This is a genomic window from Microbacterium neimengense (assembly GCF_054782995.1).
The window spans coordinates 79410-94269 of the sequence record NZ_BAAGRK010000015.1; the positions used below are offsets into that span (position 1 = coordinate 79410).

At 70.4% G+C, this 14860-nt stretch carries 21 protein-coding genes; 14 read left to right on the forward strand and 7 right to left on the reverse strand.

Annotated elements, in window-relative coordinates; all coding sequences use genetic code 11:
* Positions 1-10: 10 nt before the first annotated feature.
* Together gnd and nrdI are read right to left on the reverse strand one after the other, a co-directional pair.
* Positions 11-1072: a phosphogluconate dehydrogenase (NAD(+)-dependent, decarboxylating) gene (gene gnd / locus ACYVJS_RS10885; RefSeq protein WP_460739966.1), complete on the reverse strand. Its 1062-nt coding sequence runs from the start codon at positions 1070-1072 to the stop codon at positions 11-13.
* A 104-nt stretch (positions 1073-1176) separates the two neighbouring features.
* Positions 1177-1611 carry a class Ib ribonucleoside-diphosphate reductase assembly flavoprotein NrdI gene (gene nrdI / locus ACYVJS_RS10890; RefSeq protein ID WP_460739967.1) on the reverse strand — a complete coding sequence of 145 codons (435 nt, stop codon included), beginning with the start codon at positions 1609-1611 and terminating at the stop codon, positions 1177-1179.
* Positions 1612-1693: 82 nt separating this feature from the next.
* Here nrdI and ACYVJS_RS10895 point away from each other — a divergent pair, with 82 nt between their 5' ends.
* Together ACYVJS_RS10895 and ACYVJS_RS10900 are read left to right on the forward strand one after the other, a co-directional pair.
* Positions 1694-2365 (forward strand): GTP cyclohydrolase II, encoded by a 672-nt coding sequence (locus ACYVJS_RS10895; protein WP_460739968.1) that lies wholly within the window; start codon positions 1694-1696, stop codon positions 2363-2365.
* 23 nt (positions 2366-2388) lie between these two features.
* Complete coding sequence (locus ACYVJS_RS10900) at positions 2389-2853, forward strand: MarR family winged helix-turn-helix transcriptional regulator (protein WP_460739969.1); 465 nt, start codon at positions 2389-2391, stop codon at positions 2851-2853.
* On the opposite strand, the gene ACYVJS_RS10905 is transcribed toward ACYVJS_RS10900, so the two are convergent.
* Positions 2850-3404 (reverse strand): hypothetical protein, encoded by a 555-nt coding sequence (locus ACYVJS_RS10905; protein ID WP_460739970.1) that lies wholly within the window; start codon positions 3402-3404, stop codon positions 2850-2852. The two genes, ACYVJS_RS10900 and ACYVJS_RS10905, sit on opposite strands and share 4 nt — an antisense overlap.
* Positions 3401-3862 carry a hypothetical protein gene (locus tag ACYVJS_RS10910; protein WP_460739971.1) on the reverse strand — a complete coding sequence of 154 codons (462 nt, stop codon included), beginning with the start codon at positions 3860-3862 and terminating at the stop codon, positions 3401-3403. Before ACYVJS_RS10910 ends, ACYVJS_RS10905 begins: the two co-directional genes overlap by 4 nt.
* Positions 3863-3945: 83 nt before the next feature.
* Here ACYVJS_RS10910 and ACYVJS_RS10915 point away from each other — a divergent pair, with 83 nt between their 5' ends.
* The 7 genes from ACYVJS_RS10915 (at position 3946) to ACYVJS_RS10945 (ending at position 9060) form a co-directional block, all read left to right on the forward strand.
* On the forward strand, positions 3946-4971 hold the full coding sequence (locus tag ACYVJS_RS10915) for an FUSC family protein (protein WP_460739972.1): 1026 nt from the start codon (positions 3946-3948) through the stop codon (positions 4969-4971).
* A 10-nt stretch (positions 4972-4981) separates the two neighbouring features.
* Positions 4982-5974, forward strand: a complete 993-nt coding sequence (locus ACYVJS_RS10920; protein ID WP_460739973.1) for an aldo/keto reductase — start codon at positions 4982-4984, stop codon at positions 5972-5974.
* Positions 5971-6378: a DUF2809 domain-containing protein gene (locus ACYVJS_RS10925; RefSeq protein ID WP_460739974.1), complete on the forward strand. Its 408-nt coding sequence runs from the start codon at positions 5971-5973 to the stop codon at positions 6376-6378. Before ACYVJS_RS10920 ends, ACYVJS_RS10925 begins: the two co-directional genes overlap by 4 nt.
* 11 nt (positions 6379-6389) lie before the next feature.
* Complete coding sequence (locus tag ACYVJS_RS10930; protein WP_460739975.1) at positions 6390-7169, forward strand: glycosyltransferase family A protein; 780 nt, start codon at positions 6390-6392, stop codon at positions 7167-7169.
* Positions 7169-7468, forward strand: coding sequence for a DUF1905 domain-containing protein (locus ACYVJS_RS10935; protein ID WP_460739977.1), 300 nt, complete (start codon positions 7169-7171; stop codon positions 7466-7468). The genes ACYVJS_RS10930 and ACYVJS_RS10935 overlap by 1 nt, the downstream gene beginning before the upstream one ends.
* A gap of 1 nt (position 7469) precedes the next feature.
* The gene (locus ACYVJS_RS10940; RefSeq protein WP_460739978.1) at positions 7470-7949 is read left to right on the forward strand and encodes a prepilin peptidase; all 480 of its coding nucleotides are present in this window, start codon (positions 7470-7472) and stop codon (positions 7947-7949) included.
* A gap of 61 nt (positions 7950-8010) precedes the next feature.
* Positions 8011-9060, forward strand: coding sequence for a YihY/virulence factor BrkB family protein (locus tag ACYVJS_RS10945; protein ID WP_460739979.1), 1050 nt, complete (start codon positions 8011-8013; stop codon positions 9058-9060).
* On the opposite strand, the gene ACYVJS_RS10950 is transcribed toward ACYVJS_RS10945, so the two are convergent.
* Entirely contained in the window at positions 9048-9779 is a 732-nt protein-coding gene (locus ACYVJS_RS10950; RefSeq protein WP_460739980.1) for a glutamine amidotransferase, read from the reverse strand. The two genes, ACYVJS_RS10945 and ACYVJS_RS10950, sit on opposite strands and share 13 nt — an antisense overlap.
* 66 nt (positions 9780-9845) lie before the next feature.
* Here ACYVJS_RS10950 and ACYVJS_RS10955 point away from each other — a divergent pair, with 66 nt between their 5' ends.
* Both ACYVJS_RS10955 and ACYVJS_RS10960 read left to right on the forward strand, forming a co-directional pair.
* Positions 9846-10064 (forward strand): response regulator, encoded by a 219-nt coding sequence (locus ACYVJS_RS10955; RefSeq protein ID WP_460739981.1) that lies wholly within the window; start codon positions 9846-9848, stop codon positions 10062-10064.
* Complete coding sequence (locus tag ACYVJS_RS10960) at positions 10061-10687, forward strand: CYTH domain-containing protein (protein WP_460739982.1); 627 nt, start codon at positions 10061-10063, stop codon at positions 10685-10687. Before ACYVJS_RS10955 ends, ACYVJS_RS10960 begins: the two co-directional genes overlap by 4 nt.
* A 60-nt stretch (positions 10688-10747) precedes the next feature.
* Here the strand turns inward: ACYVJS_RS10960 and lpdA are convergent, their stop codons facing one another.
* Positions 10748-12148, reverse strand: a complete 1401-nt coding sequence (gene lpdA, locus ACYVJS_RS10965) for a dihydrolipoyl dehydrogenase (RefSeq protein ID WP_460739983.1) — start codon at positions 12146-12148, stop codon at positions 10748-10750.
* Positions 12149-12157: 9 nt separating this feature from the next.
* Positions 12158-12823, reverse strand: coding sequence for a copper resistance protein CopC (locus ACYVJS_RS10970; protein WP_460739984.1), 666 nt, complete (start codon positions 12821-12823; stop codon positions 12158-12160).
* Positions 12824-12972: 149 nt separating this feature from the next.
* Between ACYVJS_RS10970 and ACYVJS_RS10975 the strand changes: the two genes are divergently transcribed.
* The 3 genes from ACYVJS_RS10975 to ACYVJS_RS10985 all read left to right on the forward strand — a co-directional run bounded on the left by ACYVJS_RS10975 (position 12973) and on the right by ACYVJS_RS10985 (position 14796).
* Positions 12973-13461, forward strand: coding sequence for an FHA domain-containing protein (locus ACYVJS_RS10975; protein ID WP_460739985.1), 489 nt, complete (start codon positions 12973-12975; stop codon positions 13459-13461).
* Entirely contained in the window at positions 13461-14153 is a 693-nt protein-coding gene (gene ftsR / locus ACYVJS_RS10980; RefSeq protein ID WP_460739986.1) for a transcriptional regulator FtsR, read from the forward strand. The genes ACYVJS_RS10975 and ftsR overlap by 1 nt, the downstream gene beginning before the upstream one ends.
* Before the next feature lie 97 nt (positions 14154-14250).
* On the forward strand, positions 14251-14796 hold the full coding sequence (locus ACYVJS_RS10985; protein WP_460739987.1) for a MerR family transcriptional regulator: 546 nt from the start codon (positions 14251-14253) through the stop codon (positions 14794-14796).
* Positions 14797-14860 lie beyond the last annotated feature (64 nt).

Here is a 14860-nt window from a genome sequence, read left to right on the forward strand (position 1 = left end):
CGAGGAGCTCTCACGCCTGCGCGCTGTCGGCCTTCTGGCCGCCGGCCTCCAGCACGTCACCGGCGGGCAGCTCCTGGTGGCCGCCGAACTGCAGGCGCATCGCGGAGAGCACCTGGTTGGCGAAGTGGTCCTCGCCGCGCGAGGCGAAGCGTTCGAAGAGGGATGCGGCGAGCACCGGCGCGGGGACTCCGGTGTCGACGGCGGCCTTGACCGTCCAGCGACCCTCGCCCGAGTCGGACACGCGGCCGGCGAGGCCGTCGAGCGTCGGGTTCGCCTCGAGTGCCGCCGCCGTCAGGTCCAGCAGCCACGACGAGATCACCGATCCGCGACGCCAGAGCTCGGACACCTTCGCGGTGTCGATGTCGAACTGGTAGAACTCGGGCTCCTCCAGCGGGGCGACCTCGGCGGAGTGGCTGGCCTCGCGTGTTCCCGCATCCGCGTTGTGGAGGATGTTCAAACCTTCGGCGAGCGCGGCCATGATGCCGTACTCGATGCCGTTGTGCACCATCTTCACGAAGTGGCCGGCACCTGAGGGGCCGCAGTGGAGATACCCGCGCTCCTCGGGGGCCAGGTCGCCGGAGCGTCCGGGGGTGCGCTCGACGTCGCCGACGCCGGGCGCGATCGTCTTCAGGATCGGCTCGATGTGGGTGAACGCCTCATCGGGTCCGCCGACCATGAGGCAGTAGCCGCGCTCGAGGCCGAACACGCCGCCGCTCGTGCCCACGTCGACGTAGTGGATGCCGGTGTCCTTGAGGGCCGCGGCGCGGCGGACGTCGTCGCGGTAGTTCGAGTTGCCGCCGTCGATGATGATGTCCCCGGGCTCGAGCACCTCGGCGAGCTGGTCGACGACGCCGCCCGTGAGGCCCGCGGGGATCATGAGCCAGACCGTGCGCGGGGTCTGGAGCTGGGAGGCAAGTTCCGCGAGCGAACCCGCGCCCGTTGCGCCCTCGGATTCGAGGCCGGCGACCGCATCCTGGTTGACGTCGTAGACGACGCAGTCGTGGCCGTCCTTCATGAGTCGGCGCACGATGTTCGCGCCCATCCGACCCAGTCCGATCATCGCGAGCTGCATGGTGTTCCTCGTTCTCTTCCGGCGAGCGCGCCGGCGACGGCCGGCCCTATCGAGAGTCTAGGGACGCGGACGACGGCGGGCGCCGATCGAGCGTCGAATGCCCGTCAGTCGTTCGCCGAATCGAGTGCCGCGTCGATGTCGCGCAGGATCTCGGCGCAGCGCGCGACATCCTCGGGGGTTCCGGAGAGCTCGAACTCGAACAGGACGGGGCGCCCGCTGATCTCGGCGAGCTCCCGCGCCGCCGCCTGGTAGTAGGCGCCGAAGTTGCGGTTGCCCGACCCGATGATGCCGACGAGGCGACGTCGGTTGACCGCGGAGCGCAGGAAGGCGCGGACGGGGGCGGGCAGAGTGACTTCGTCAGCGTTGCCCGCCTTGTAGGAGGGGGTCAGCAGAACCCAACGCCCCGGAGCCTCGCTGCGTCGCACCTCCGGGTCGGCCAGATCTCTCACGTCGCGTCCGTCGCGAGCGGCCAGGTGCTCCGCGAAGCGCCGTGTGAGGTTGGACACCGAGGAGTAGTAGTAGACCGGGAGCTGGGCCATCTCTCCAGTGTCGCGCGCGACGCGGATGCGGCTTTCTCACGGCGCCGGGAATACTCCGTCGAGCACCCGGCTTGTGCACCATATGGTTGAGAATTCACACATCTCCGTGGCGCAGGTTCCCGCGGCGGAGATCAGGGTGCAGGTGCAGGTGCCGCTCCGATTCTCGGACGGCTACACGACCGGTGCCGACGTGCTCACGTTCGACGGCCTCGTCGACGGGAAGGAGCATCTGCTGCTGGGCCTCGGCGACTGGCGGGGTGCGCTCGAGCGCAGCGCGCTCGGCGGCGACGCACCGCTCGTGCGCCCGCACAGCGAGTGCCTAACGGGAGATGTCTTCGGCTCCGAGCGCTGCGACTGCGGCCCCCAGCTGCGTGAGGCGGTGGAGCGGATCGCCGCAGACGGCGGCTTCCTGCTCTACCTCCGCCAGGAGGGTCGTGGCATCGGCCTGTACGCGAAGCTCGACGCCTATGCACTGCAGGATGCGGGACTGGACACCTACGAGGCGAACCTGGCGTTGGGGCGGGGCGAGGACGAACGTGATTACACCGCCGCCGCACAGATGCTCCATGCCGTCGGCGTTGACCGCATCCGACTCCTCAGCAACAACCCCGACAAGGCTGCGCAGCTCGAGGATCTGGGGATCGGGGTGACCGAACGCGTGCGCACCGCTGTGCACCTGTCCGCGTCGAATGCGCGCTACCTGGCGGCCAAGCGCGATCACACCGCCCACGCCATCGACCTGCCCGCGGCGTGATGGATACGGCGGCCCACTCTGACGTGCCACGGCCGACGCGGTCGCTGACGGACGACGAGATGGCGACCTGGCTGCCGCTGATCCGTCTCGTGCAGTTGCTGCCGCAGGCCCTCGATCGCCGACTGCGGGATGAAGGGGGAATCAACCATGCGCACTACGCTATTCTCGTGACCCTCGCCGGGCGTGTCGCGCAGCCCGCGACCATGACCGACCTCGCCCGCATCGCCGGTCTCAGCCGCTCGCGGCTCAGTCACGCCATCGACGCCCTCGAACGCCGCGGCTGGGTCGAGCGCATCACGTGCGGCGGAGATGGCCGCACCCAGTCCGCCCGGCTGACCGATACCGGCTGGGATGTCCTGCGCCAGGCGGCCCCGGCTCACGTCGAGCAGATCCGCTCGCTCGTTCTCGACCGGCTCGACGATTCGGAGCGTATTGCTCTCGCCAGGATCGCCGCGAAGCTCGTGCCCGGCGTCGAGGACGCGCTCTAGCCCGGGCGGGCGGCCTCGACACCGCATCTCCACCCGGGCGCCGAGCCGTCGGGCGGTGGATGCTCGTCGATCCCGGCTCGCGTGAGCAGCCAGGCGATCAGGGAGTTCGAGTTCCACATGTCGCCGATCCCGAAGACATCCCGACCCCAGACATGGCGGGGCGCGTTCGCCGCATCCAGGATGATCGCGTCGGTCACGACCTCGCTCGTCTCGTGGATGCGGGGCGGTCTCGGGGCGAACGCGAGGTCCGGAACGGTGCCGTCGCGCCAGCAGCGGATCTCGTATCGGAACCACACGCTCAGCCCCAGCGCCGGTAGCCCGACCGGCCCCGTTCCGACGACCCCGCGTGCTATTCGCGGACCGCTCCACGCCGGTGCCATCTCGATGACGGTCCGCCCCCGACGATCGGTGATCTCGATGGCGGCGTGGAGAAGGGGGCGCGCCGCGCGGCCCTCACGGACCGCCGTCATCCGCTCCCACAACCCGCTCGCACGGCTCACCAGCCATCCGCCCGCGCCGACCGGTATCCACCAGACGGCGAGCGTGCTCACCGCGTGCTCCGGCATGCTCTCGCCACCGCGAGCGAGACCGGGATGTGGCCGAGCGCGAGGGCGCCGCTCGCGACGGCGAGCCAGGGTGCACGGAGCCACACGGCCGTCAGGGCGAAGACCAGTACGGGGACGACGGCCATCGGAACCGGAATCACACCCCACGGCGCGTACAGCTCGCGCTTATCGGCGCCGCGGGTGACGAGCACCACCCATCGTCCGACGTAGAGCGAGACCAGGAGAGCCACGAGGACTGCCCACGGCCAGCTTCGCGTGCCGGAGCCCGGAGCGAGGACTGCGGCCCCGAGGCAGCCGACCTGCCCGAGCCGCTCGAGGACGGTCGACACGCGGAGAGCGAGGCGACGCGGCGGATCCGGGAGTGTGCCGGGCAGTCGCAGTAGGAGGAGGTTCGGCAGCAGGACGAGCGCCGCGACGACGGTTCCGGCCACCGACACACTCATGGCCGCACCGTATCGGCGTTTCCGCACGCGGTGGGGCGCCGGCAGCCGGGAATTGTCACCGCCGCCCGGCGTAGCCTGGAAGGATGCGTGAGTGGATGCGGGAGGCGGGTGCCCGCTTCATGAAGGTGGCGCCGCACCAGGGCGAGCATCGTGTCGCCGCGCGGGTCGCCGTCTCCGTGGCGGTCCCGCTGCTGGTGCTCTGGTCGATCGGCCGGCTCGACCTGAGCGTCTATGCGAGCTTCGGCGCCTTCGCGTCGCTCTACGGCCGGCTCGACGGATACCGCGACCGCATCCTCATGCAGCTCGCTGCGGGCGCCGTCCAAGTGACGGCCATGGTTCTCGGAACGACGCTCTCCGTCATCGACGCACCGGATGCGGTGCGCGTGGTGGTCGTCGCGGCGCTCGCCGCCGGCGTCACGCTGATCGCGCACGCGTACCGGTGGCATCCGCCGGGCGCGTTGTTCGCGGTGTTCGCCGCCGGAGCGTGCGCGACGCTCCCGGCGAGCGGGCGGACGCTCGCCGAAGGCGCGGTGGTCGGTGCCGGCGGCGCCGCATTCGCGGTGGCGGTGACGGTACTGATCGCGTTCTTCCGCCGCGGCCTCCCGTGGGCGTCCGCGGCGAAGCCGGAGGCCCGGCGAAGTGTCGCCGCCGAGATGGCGGTGACGGTCGGTGTGGGTTCGCTCCTCGCCGGGATCGTCGGGCTCGCGCTGGTGGGAACCCACTGGTACTGGGCGATGGTCGCCGCCGTCGCCGCGCTCGGGGGAGCGAGCACGACCGCCCGGATCGTACGAGGCGCCCAGCGGTTGATCGGCACCTGTGTCGGCATCCTCCTGGCGGCGGCTCTTCTCATGCTGCCTCTGCCGCCGTTGGCGGTCCTCGCGATCGCCATCGCGCTCCAGGTGTGCGCGGAGCTCTTCGTGGGCCGCAACTACGGACTCGCGATGGTGTTCATCACCCCGCTCGCCTTGCTCATGATCGAGCTCGCCGTGCCGGTCGATCCGGGCCTGCTGCTGCGCGACCGACTGGTGGACACGCTGCTCGGCGTGGCCGTGGGGACGGCTGTCGCGGTCGTCTCGGCGGCGGTTCGTCGACGGCGGGCGCGGGCCTAGGCTGGAGCGCATGCAGCAGCGTCCGCTTGGCAACACCGGTAGGTCCGTCTCCGCTCTGGGGCTCGGGACGTGGCAACTGGGAGCGGACTGGGGCGAGGTCGACGAAGCCGACGCGCTGGCCGTGCTCACCACGGCGGCGGATGCCGGCGTCACCCTGTTCGACACCGCCGACGTCTACGGCGACGGACGTTCCGAGCAGCTGATCGGCCGGTTCCTCCGCGAGCGGGGCGAGCATGAGATCACGGTCGCGACAAAGATGGGGCGGCGGCTGCCGCAGGAGAAGGCGAACTACTCGCCCGAGAACTTCCGCGCGTGGACCGACCGCTCCCGCCGCAACCTCGGGGTCGACACGCTGGATCTGGTGCAGCTGCACTGCCCGCCCTCGAGCGTGATCGACGACGCGTCGACCTACGACGAGTTGGACCGGCTGGTCGTCGACGGTGCCATCGCCGCGTACGGCGTCTCCGTGGAGACGAGCGCCCAGGCACTCAGTGCCATCTCCCGCCCCGGGGTGACGAACGTGCAGATCATCCTCAACCCCTTCCGGCTGAAGCCGCTCGACGAGGTGCTGCCCGCGGCCGCGGATGCGGGCGTCGCGATCTTCGCGCGTGTGCCGCTGGCATCCGGTCTGCTCAGCGGTCGCTACACGAGCCAGACGCGATTCGCAGCCGACGATCACCGCAGTTACAACCGCCAGGGTGAGGCGTTCGACCGGGGCGAGACGTTCTCGGGCGTCGACTATGAGGAGGGGCTCGCTGCGGCGGACGAGCTCGCCCGGGCATTGGGGGAGGGTGTTTCTCTCCCTGCGGCCGTCCTCGCCTGGATCGCGGCGCTGCCGGGAGTCACGAGCGTGATCCCCGGCGCGCGCACGAGAGCGCAGGCGCAGGCCAACGCGGACGCCGCCGCGCTCCTCGACGGCGGGTTCGACCTCGACGAGTTCGACGCCGTCATCCGCGACGTGTACGACCGGCGCCTGCGGGCCGACATCCACCCTCACTGGTGAGCGCCGGCCGTCGCCGCATCATCGGGGGCATCGCCGCGGCGGCCACGGTCGCGGCCGGACTCGGTGTGCACCGCTTCGCACCGGACGCTGCGCCGAGCGACATCGCGGGCGACGCGCTGTACGCGCTGCTCGTGTATCTGCTCGCCGTCGTGGTGGTCCCGCGCGGCGCCGTCTGGATGCCTGCGCTCATCGCCTGGGTGTGGTGCACGACGATCGAGCTGTTCCAGCTCACCGGTCTGCCCCTCGCATGGGGCGAGGGGTTCCCGCCGATCATGCTCGTGCTCGGCACCGTGTTCGACGCCCGGGATCTGGTCGTCTACACGGTGACCGTGCTCGCCGCAGCCATGGCCGACCGACTCCTAGGCGCGGCGCTCGGTCGAGCGCGCGCCGGGCGCGGAGCATGAGGGGTATGGGGATGCGGATCGCTGTGGTCATCCCGTGCCGCGACGACGCCGAGATGCTCGCGGCGTGTCTGCGTGCCCTCGCCGTGCAGCAGCGCCCGGCCGACCGGATCATCGTCGTCGACAACGCGAGCAGCGACGACTCCGCGGCGGTGGCGCGCGCCGCGGGAGCCGAGGTCATCGTCGAGAGCCTCGTCGGCATCTGGCCGGCCGCCGCCGCCGGGTACGACGCCGCATCCGCGGATGCCGACGTGATCGCGAGGCTGGATGCGGACTCGCGCCCTCACCCGGACTGGCTTCTGCACATCGACCGCGCCTTCGCCGCCGAGCCCGGTCTCGGTGTGCTCACCGGCGGCGCCGAGTTCTACGGTTCCACCCGCCTCGTGCACTACCTCGGCGAGCACTGGTACATCGGAGGGGGACGCTTCTGGATCAACCTCTGGCTCGGTATCCCCCTGGTGTTCGGATCGAACTTCGCCATGCGCACCGGTGTCTGGGCGCGCGTGCGAGATCAGGTGCGTCGCGATGATGCGCGCGTGCACGACGACCTTGATCTCACCATCCACCTCCGCCGTGACGACGGCGTGCGGTGGGACCGACAGCTGCGCATGCCCGTCTCGTCGCGCCCCCTCGTGCACCCGCGGGGGCTGGCAGAGCGACTGGGCAAGGTCCTCACCACCTTCACCGCGAGCTGGCCGCGCGGTCGGTTCCGCGCCGCGGTCCGTCCGCCGGTGCGTTCGCGGCGCCTGGGGAAAGGCTCCGACGCGAAGGGCTCTGGTCCTACGCTGGCCTGATGCACTTCACGTTCCGGGCGCCGCTGTTCCGCTGGGAGGCACGCCGGGATGCCGATTGGTTCTTCGTCGCGCTGCCGCAGGACCAAAGCGAGATGATCCGAGAGGTGCCGCGTCCGCCGAGCGGGTTCGGGGCGGTGCGGGTGGCGGTGGAGGTCGCCGGCGTCTCCTGGCGCACGTCGATCTTCCCGGATGCAGGCAGCGGCACCTATCACCTCCCGGTCAAGCGCGCCGTGCGTGAGGCGGCCGCGGCCGGCGAGGGCGACGAGATCGCGGTCGAGTTGACGGTCCTGGACGCGTGAGATGGACCCGGCGGGTCTCGCGCTGCTCTTCGCCTACGGCGGCCTCGCCGTCCTGAGCGTCGTGCTCGCGTTCGTCGACCTTCGCCGTCATCGGCTCCCGAACGCCCTCGTTCTGCCCGCGTACCCCTTCCTGCTGGCGGCGCTCGCGCTCGCCTCCCTCGGCAGAGCAGACCCGGGCGCGCTCGTGCGCGCGATCGCGGGTGGTGCGATCGCCTTCGTCTTCTACCTGCTGCTGCGTCTCGCGCAGCCGCGGGGGATGGGTGGCGGCGACGTCAAGCTGGCAGGCCTGCTCGGGGTCGCGCTCGGCTACCTCGGGTGGGACGCGCTGCTCCTTGGCCTGTTCGCCGGCTTCCTGTTCGGCGGCATCTTCAGCGTCGGGCTGCTGCTGACGCGTCGCGCGCGCCGTCGGACCCGCATCCCGTTCGGTCCGTGGATGCTGCTCGGCGCCTGGATCGTCATCGGCCTCATCTCCCTGACCTAAGCATGCGCGCGACCCCTGTCAACCGAGCGGCACAGAGCTGCGCGGACGCTAGCCTGGCGCGATGAGCAGCCCCTCCGTCTCCCCGCAGCCGCTCGTCGCCCGCGTGATCGCATGGGCGCTGCGTCGAACCCTCGTGCGCGCTTTCCTGCGCTACAGCGAACGTCGCGGCCCTCAGCTCGCCGACAGCGTCACCTATCGCGCGTTGTTCAGCATCTTCGCCGCCGTCCTGCTCGGCTTCTCCATCGCGGCGATCTGGCTGGCGGGCAACCCGGCCGCGGTGAGCTCCCTCGCGGATGCGGTCAACTCCGCCGTTCCGGGGCTCGTCGGAACCGACGGCCGCGGACTCATCGATCTGTCGGAGATCAAGGCGCCCGCCGGCCTCACGATCGCGGGCGTCGTCTCCCTCGTCGGTCTCGTGGGAGCTGCGATCGGTTCCATCGGCTCGCTGCGCATGGCGGTGCGCACGATCGCCGACACCTCGGGCGAGGACGTGTTCTTCCTCTGGGTGCTGCTGCGCAATCTCGGCCTCGCCGTCGCGATCGCCGTCCTGCTCGTGCTCTCGGCCGCTGCGACCTTCGTCGGTTCGGTCTCTGTGACGACAGTGCTGTCGTGGCTCGGGGTCGCGGAGGATTCTGCCGCGGCGCAGATCGGTACCCGCGCCGTCGGGGTGTTGGTCGTCTTCGTCCTCGATGCGCTCGTGGTGTTGCTGATGTTCTGGACGATGTCGGGCGTCAAGGCGCCGCGTCGCGCGCTTCTGGCGGGGGCGGCCGTGGGCGGTGCCGGCCTGACCGTGCTGCAGGAGCTGTCGGGCCTGTTCGTCGGGGGAGCGAGCTCGAACCCCCTGCTGACGTCGTTCGCGTCGATCGTGGCGTTGCTGCTCTGGGTGAACCTGTCCGCGCAGGTGCTGCTGATCTCCGCCTCGGTCATCGTCACGATCGCGCGCGAGGCCGACGACCGGATGCGGGAGCGCTTCGGAGCATCCACTTTCGCCGAACGTCGGCGTCAGCGAGCCGAGGACGCGGCGCGCATCGCCGCCGACGAACTCCACCGCGCCCAGGCCTCCGTCCAAGCCGAGCAGGACAAGGCGCTCGAGAGGGCTCAGCGCGCGTAACGCTCGACGAACGTCCTCAGCATGCGCGCGGGGTGCGTGACAGGGGCTCGGCGCACGGCGGCGAGCGTGGCATCGAGCTCGCCGTCGGCGAAGTAGCCGTAACCCGCATAGGCGCGGATGCGGGTCGAGATGCCCGCCACATCGAGCTCGGGATGGAACTGTGTCGCGTAGACGTTGGCCCCGACGCGGAAGGCCTGCACGGGACACGTGGGCGAGCCGGCGAGCAGTGTCACATGCTCGGGCAACTGACGCACGGCCTCCATGTGGCCGACGAACGCCTCGAACGTGTCGGGCATCCCCGCGAAGAGCGGATCGTCGCGGCCTTCGGCGGTGAGGGAGACGGGGACGACGGAGATCGGCTCGGAGTACGTGCGATCGATCGTCGCGCCCTGGTGCACGCCGAGGGTCCCCACCCCGTAGCAGGCGCCGAGGAACGGCATGTCACGCGCGACGACATCGTCGAGCAGTGCCGACATCTCCCGTTCCACCCGCACCTGCACGGACGACTTCCGCGCCGCCGGATCCGAGGCATTGAAAGGGCCGCCGCCGACGATGATGCCCGAGAGCTCGTCCAGGTCCAGGCGGGGCATCGGTTCCGCCTCGAGCCGCACCCGCCGAAGCGCGGCGGGTGCCAGACCCGTGTGGCGGACCATGAGGGCGTACTCCTCATCGGCGGGGCCGTCCTCGGCCCGGGTCGCGAGCAGCACGAAGGGTTTCACGTCGGGATTCTAGGTCACCGTGCGCGCCGGGTGGGCGGCGTCGTCCCGAGGTCTAGGCTGGGCCGCATGGCTATCGCACGACTGACCGGAGGCCCCCTCGACGGGCAGGTCATCCCTTTGGAAAAAGGCGTCGACGACGCGCTCATCGTTCCCTACGGCGAGGGGCAGCTGGTCTACCAGCGCCAGGCGGCGGACGCCGACGCCGACGGGCCTCAGCAGGAGGTCTTCGCCTTCGTCGAGACGACCGAACCGGTCAATCCCGACGAAGAAGACCGCAACGAGTGAGCGCACCCCAGGAACCGACCCGCTCGATCGAGATCGAGCGCACCTACGATGCCGACGCCGACACGCCGCTACCCGACTGGTCGAGCCTGCCGGACGTCGTGAGCATCGACCCGGCGCAGCCGCGTGACCTCGACGCCCGGTATTTCGATACGCCGGGCCTCGACCTCGCGCGCGCGAAAGTGGCGATCCGCCGCCGCACGGGCGGTCACGACGCCGGTTGGCACGTGAAGTCGAGCGCCGCCGAAGGTCGTCACGAATGGGGATGGCCGATCGTCGACGACGAGCTGACGGTGCCGGATGCGGTCGCCGCAGCCGTCGGGAACTGGGCCTCCGGGCCCTTCGTGCAGATCGCGCGCATCCGCAACAGTCGCACGGCCTACCTGCTCCGTGACACCGATGGCGGTGTCGTCGCGGAGGTCGTAGACGATCGCGTGCGCGCGAGCGAGGCCGCGACGGGCGCCGAGAGGATGTGGCGGGAATGGGAGGTCGAGCTCGGCCCGGCCGCTCCCGCCGACCCGGCCTGGCGAGCGACGTTCTTCGCCGCAGCCGATGCGCTGGTCACCGCTGCCGGCGGCACGGTGTCCGCATCCGACTCCAAGCTGGGTCGCGCCCTCGGGCGCTGACCCCGACAACGCAGAAGGCGCCCTCCGCGAGGAGGGCGCCTTCTGCGTTCGATCCGACGATCAGAAGTTGATCATGTGACCCGCGAGACCGTGGAAGGCCTCCTGCAGGGCCTCGGACAGCGTCGGGTGCGTGTGCACGTTGCGCGCCAGCTCGAGGGCGGTGAGGTCCCACTTCTGGGCCAGCGTCAGCTCGGGCAGCAGCTCGGACACGTCCGGTCCGATCATGTGGCCGCCGAGCAGCTCGAGGTGCTCCGCGTCCGCGATCAGCTTCACGAAGCCGACGGGCTCGCCGAGTCCGTGGGCCTTGCCGTTGGCCATGAACGGGAAGGTCGCGACCTTGATCTCGCGACCGGTCTCGCGCGCCTGCGCCTCGGTGAGGCCGAACGAGGCGACCTGCGGCGAGCAGAACGTCGCGCGAGGCATCATCCGGTAGTCGCCCAGCGCCATGGTCTCCGCCTTGCCGATCGTCTCGGCCGCCACGACGCCCTGCGCCTCGGCGACGTGGGCGAGCTGCAGCTTGGCGGTGACGTCGCCGATCGCGTAGATGTGCGGCACGTTCGTGCGCATGTAGTCGTCGATCGCGATGGCGCCGCGGTCGGTGAGAGCGACGCCGGTCCTCTCCAGACCGAAGCCCTCGACGCGCGGCGCGAAGCCGATCGACATGAGCACCTTGTCGGCCTCGATCGAGCTCTGCGCACCGCTCTTGTTGTCGGTGTAGGTCACGGTGACCTTGTCGCCGGAGTCGACCACCGACTCGACCTTCGTCGAGGTCAGGATGTCGATGCCGTAGTTGCGGTACTGCTTCTGGATCTCCTTCGACACGTCGGCGTCCTCGTTGGGAAGCGCGCGGTCGAGGAACTCGATGATCGTGACCTTCACGCCGTAGTTCGACATGACGTACGCGAACTCCATGCCGATCGCGCCGGCACCGACGATGACGATCGAGGACGGGAGCTCGCGCGAGAGGATCTGCTCCTCGTACGTCACGACGTTCTCGCTCAGGGTCACACCCGGAAGCAGTCGCACGGTGGAGCCCGTGGCGATGATGACGTTGTCGAAGGTGACGCGCTCGGTCGAGCCATCGCTCTTCGCGACGTCGATGGAGTGGTCGTCGACGAAGGTTCCGCGGCCGTCGTACTCGGTGACCTTGTTCTTCTTCATCAGGTAGTGGATGCCCTTGACGCGGCCGTCCGCCACCTCACGGCTGCGGTCGAACGCCACGCCGTAGTCGAAGGTCACCTCGCCGGTGATGCCGAACAGCTTGGCCTTGTGGGCGAAGGTGTGGGCGAGCTCCGCGTTCTTGAGAAGCGCCTTGGAGGGGATGCAGCCGACGTTGAGGCACACACCGCCCCAGTACTTCTCTTCGATGATTGCGGTGGAGAGGCCGAGCTGTGCGCTGCGCACGGCCGCGACGTACCCGCCGGGGCCCGCGCCGAGGATGACGACGTCGTAATGAGGCATGCGTCCAGCCTATCGCTCGGTGGAGTTGGAACGGCCTGCTGTCCGCTCGCTCGCCGACTGCTTCTGCTGACGCGCCCGCGCCCCCAGAAGCCACACCACGAGGGCGATCGCGATGAGCACGACGACGGCGCCGACGATCCACGGCCAGACCGGCGCCGACTCCTCCGAAGCGGGCGCCTGTTCGGTGAAGGCGGTCATCTCCGGCTCCGGCGCGGCAGAGGCCGCGGGCGTCGCTTCGGGAGTCTCGGTCGGGGTCGGCGTGGCGATCGGGGCGGCGTTCGAGGTGAAGGCGAACTCGCCGGAGATCGGGTGCCCGTCGCTGGAGACCACACGCCACGCGACGGCGATCTGTCCGCTCGCAGAACCGGTCAGAGCCTGGGTGACGACGTTGCCGCTGACGCTGGGAGCGCCGTCGGCGAGCGATGCGCCGGCGGCGTCCGTGACCTGGATGACGGTCGTCGACGCGTCGGAGAGCAGATCGCCGCTGAAGGTGAGGGTGAGCGCCGCAGGCAAGGTCTCCACGGTGGAGCCGGATGCCGGGTCCGAGGAGACGAGCTCATCGTGGGCGAAGGCGGGCGCTGCGCCCAGCGCGACCCCGCCGGCGGCGAGCAGAAGCGTGGCGAGGGTGGCGACGAGCGCGCGCACGGGACGACGGCGAGAGGTCTGGGAAGTCACGGCGACGAGCCTAACGCCGCGTGCTTTCGGTCGGCTGTGCGTGGCGGCGCCGCGCGGCCGGGACGATGCATGCCGCACGCAGAATCCGCTCCCGAGAGCGATGTCGGGCAGCGGGTGCGATCGGTTAGGCTGGTTGAGAGGAGGACGACGTGGACGAGCAGTACAGGCCCCGGCCGGACAGCATCCGTCGCGAGAGCGACCGAGCCGTGCCGGCGCACGACACCACGCAGACCTTCGGGCACGACTCGGACCTGTCGTTCGTGCCGTTCGGCAGCGAGCTGAGCGAGCCCGAGCTCGAGGCGATCGAAGCGCTCCCCTCGGGAGCCGCGCTGTTCATCGTGCGATCGGGCCCGACCGCGGGAGCCCGTTATCTGCTGGACACCGACGTCACCACGGTGGGTCGGCACCCCGATGCCGACATCTTCTTCGACGACGTGACCGTGTCGCGTCGTCACGCCGAGATCACTCGTGTGGGGCGCGCGTTCGAGATCGTCGATCAGCGTTCGCTGAACGGGACGTACGTCAACGGTGAGCGCGTCGACCGCGACACGCTCAGCAACGGTGCCGAGGTGCGCATCGGCAAGTTCCGTCTCAACTTCTTCGTATCGCCCGCCGACCTCGCGGCAGCAGAAGGCTGATGGCAGCGGTCTCCGCCCGTGGCCGCAGTGAGGCCACGGGCCTGCTGAGCATCGGGCAGGTGCTCGCGCGACTGACCCCCGAGTTCCCGGCGCTGACCTCGAGCAAGCTGCGTTTTCTCGAGGTGCAGGGCATCGTCAGCCCCCGGCGCACCGAGACCGGCTATCGCAAGTTCACGCCGAAGGACCTCGAACGGCTGCGCCTGGCCCTCACGCTGCAAAGGGACCACTACCTCCCGCTCGTCGTCATCCGCGAGTACCTGGATGATCTGGATGCGGGCCGCGACCCCGCCGCCCCCGCGGGCGGCGTGCCGCGCTCCATCGTCCCCGCAGCCCGGCGCTATCGCCGCGATGAACTGCTGCGCACCGCCGGTGCGGGCACGCAGCTGCTCAACGACGCGCTCAGCACGGGCCTGATCGTGGGCGGCGAGACCTACGACGAGCAGGCGCTGACGATGCTGCGTGCACTCGTAGCCCTCGACCGTCACGGCATCGAACCGCGGCACCTGCGCGCCGTGAAGCAGAGCGCTGATCGCGACGTCTCCCTCGTGGAGTCCGCGCTCGCTCCGCTGCGCCGACGCACGGATGCGACCTCGCGCGGCCGCGCTGCGGAGACCGCGCCCGAGCTTGCTCGGCGCATCGCCGACGTCCGCGAGGCGCTCGTGCGCGCCTCGCTGGAACGGCTCGACGGATGATCGCGCGACACGCCGATTCTCCGACGCGGATGTCATTGCCGCGGGGGGTGGCCTCCTCTAGCGTGGAGGTAACCCGCGACACGAAGGAGGCGCCCGCATGATTGCCGGCGAACCGTTCGACGAGACCCCTCTCGCCGCCGACCTCCTCTTCACCGACGGCCTACCGCAGATGGACGACGAAGTCGGCTATCGCGGCGCGGTCGCCGCGCGCGCGGCGGGTATCACCTACCGCCAGCTCGACTACTGGGCCCGCACCGAGCTCGTCGAGCCCACGGTTCGCGGCGCGTCGGGGTCGGGTTCGCAGCGCCTGTACGGCTTCCGCGACATCCTGGTGCTCAAGCTCGTCAAACGACTTCTCGACACCGGCATCTCCCTCCAGCAGATCCGCACGGCTGTCGAGCAGCTGCGCGTCGCCGGCATCCGCGACCTCACCGGCACGACGCTCATGAGCGACGGCGCGTCGGTGTACCTGTGCACATCCAACGACGAGGTCATCGACCTCGTCAGCCGTGGCCAGGGCGTCTTCGGCATCGCGGTCGGCAAGGTCCTGCGCGAGGTCGAGTCCACGCTCGTCTCGTTCGATGCGCAGGCGCCCGATCCCACCGACGAGCTCGCCGCTCGCCGCACGCGCCGCACGGCCTGAGCGTTCCGCGCGCTTGCGCGGGGTTCGCTCGAGGCGGGCCGGCTGCGTGTACGCGCACGGCATC

What these genes read in the sequence shown, in the direction of transcription:
- gnd (WP_460739966.1), bottom strand. Translation starts at nt 1,072, where the DNA reads ATGCAGCTCGCGATGATCGGACTGGGTCGGATGGGCGCGAACATCGTG.
- nrdI (WP_460739967.1), bottom strand. Translation starts at nt 1,611, where the DNA reads ATGGCCCAGCTCCCGGTCTACTACTACTCCTCGGTGTCCAACCTCACA.
- ACYVJS_RS10895 (WP_460739968.1), top strand. Translation starts at nt 1,694, where the DNA reads ATGGTTGAGAATTCACACATCTCCGTGGCGCAGGTTCCCGCGGCGGAG.
- ACYVJS_RS10910 (WP_460739971.1), bottom strand. Translation starts at nt 3,862, where the DNA reads ATGAGTGTGTCGGTGGCCGGAACCGTCGTCGCGGCGCTCGTCCTGCTG.
- ACYVJS_RS10915 (WP_460739972.1), top strand. Translation starts at nt 3,946, where the DNA reads ATGCGTGAGTGGATGCGGGAGGCGGGTGCCCGCTTCATGAAGGTGGCG.
- ACYVJS_RS10920 (WP_460739973.1), top strand. Translation starts at nt 4,982, where the DNA reads ATGCAGCAGCGTCCGCTTGGCAACACCGGTAGGTCCGTCTCCGCTCTG.
- ACYVJS_RS10930 (WP_460739975.1), top strand. Translation starts at nt 6,390, where the DNA reads ATGCGGATCGCTGTGGTCATCCCGTGCCGCGACGACGCCGAGATGCTC.
- ACYVJS_RS10935 (WP_460739977.1), top strand. Translation starts at nt 7,169, where the DNA reads ATGCACTTCACGTTCCGGGCGCCGCTGTTCCGCTGGGAGGCACGCCGG.
- ACYVJS_RS10940 (WP_460739978.1), top strand. Translation starts at nt 7,470, where the DNA reads ATGGACCCGGCGGGTCTCGCGCTGCTCTTCGCCTACGGCGGCCTCGCC.
- ACYVJS_RS10945 (WP_460739979.1), top strand. Translation starts at nt 8,011, where the DNA reads ATGAGCAGCCCCTCCGTCTCCCCGCAGCCGCTCGTCGCCCGCGTGATC.
- ACYVJS_RS10955 (WP_460739981.1), top strand. Translation starts at nt 9,846, where the DNA reads ATGGCTATCGCACGACTGACCGGAGGCCCCCTCGACGGGCAGGTCATC.
- lpdA (WP_460739983.1), bottom strand. Translation starts at nt 12,148, where the DNA reads ATGCCTCATTACGACGTCGTCATCCTCGGCGCGGGCCCCGGCGGGTAC.
- ftsR (WP_460739986.1), top strand. Translation starts at nt 13,461, where the DNA reads ATGGCAGCGGTCTCCGCCCGTGGCCGCAGTGAGGCCACGGGCCTGCTG.
- ACYVJS_RS10985 (WP_460739987.1), top strand. Translation starts at nt 14,251, where the DNA reads ATGATTGCCGGCGAACCGTTCGACGAGACCCCTCTCGCCGCCGACCTC.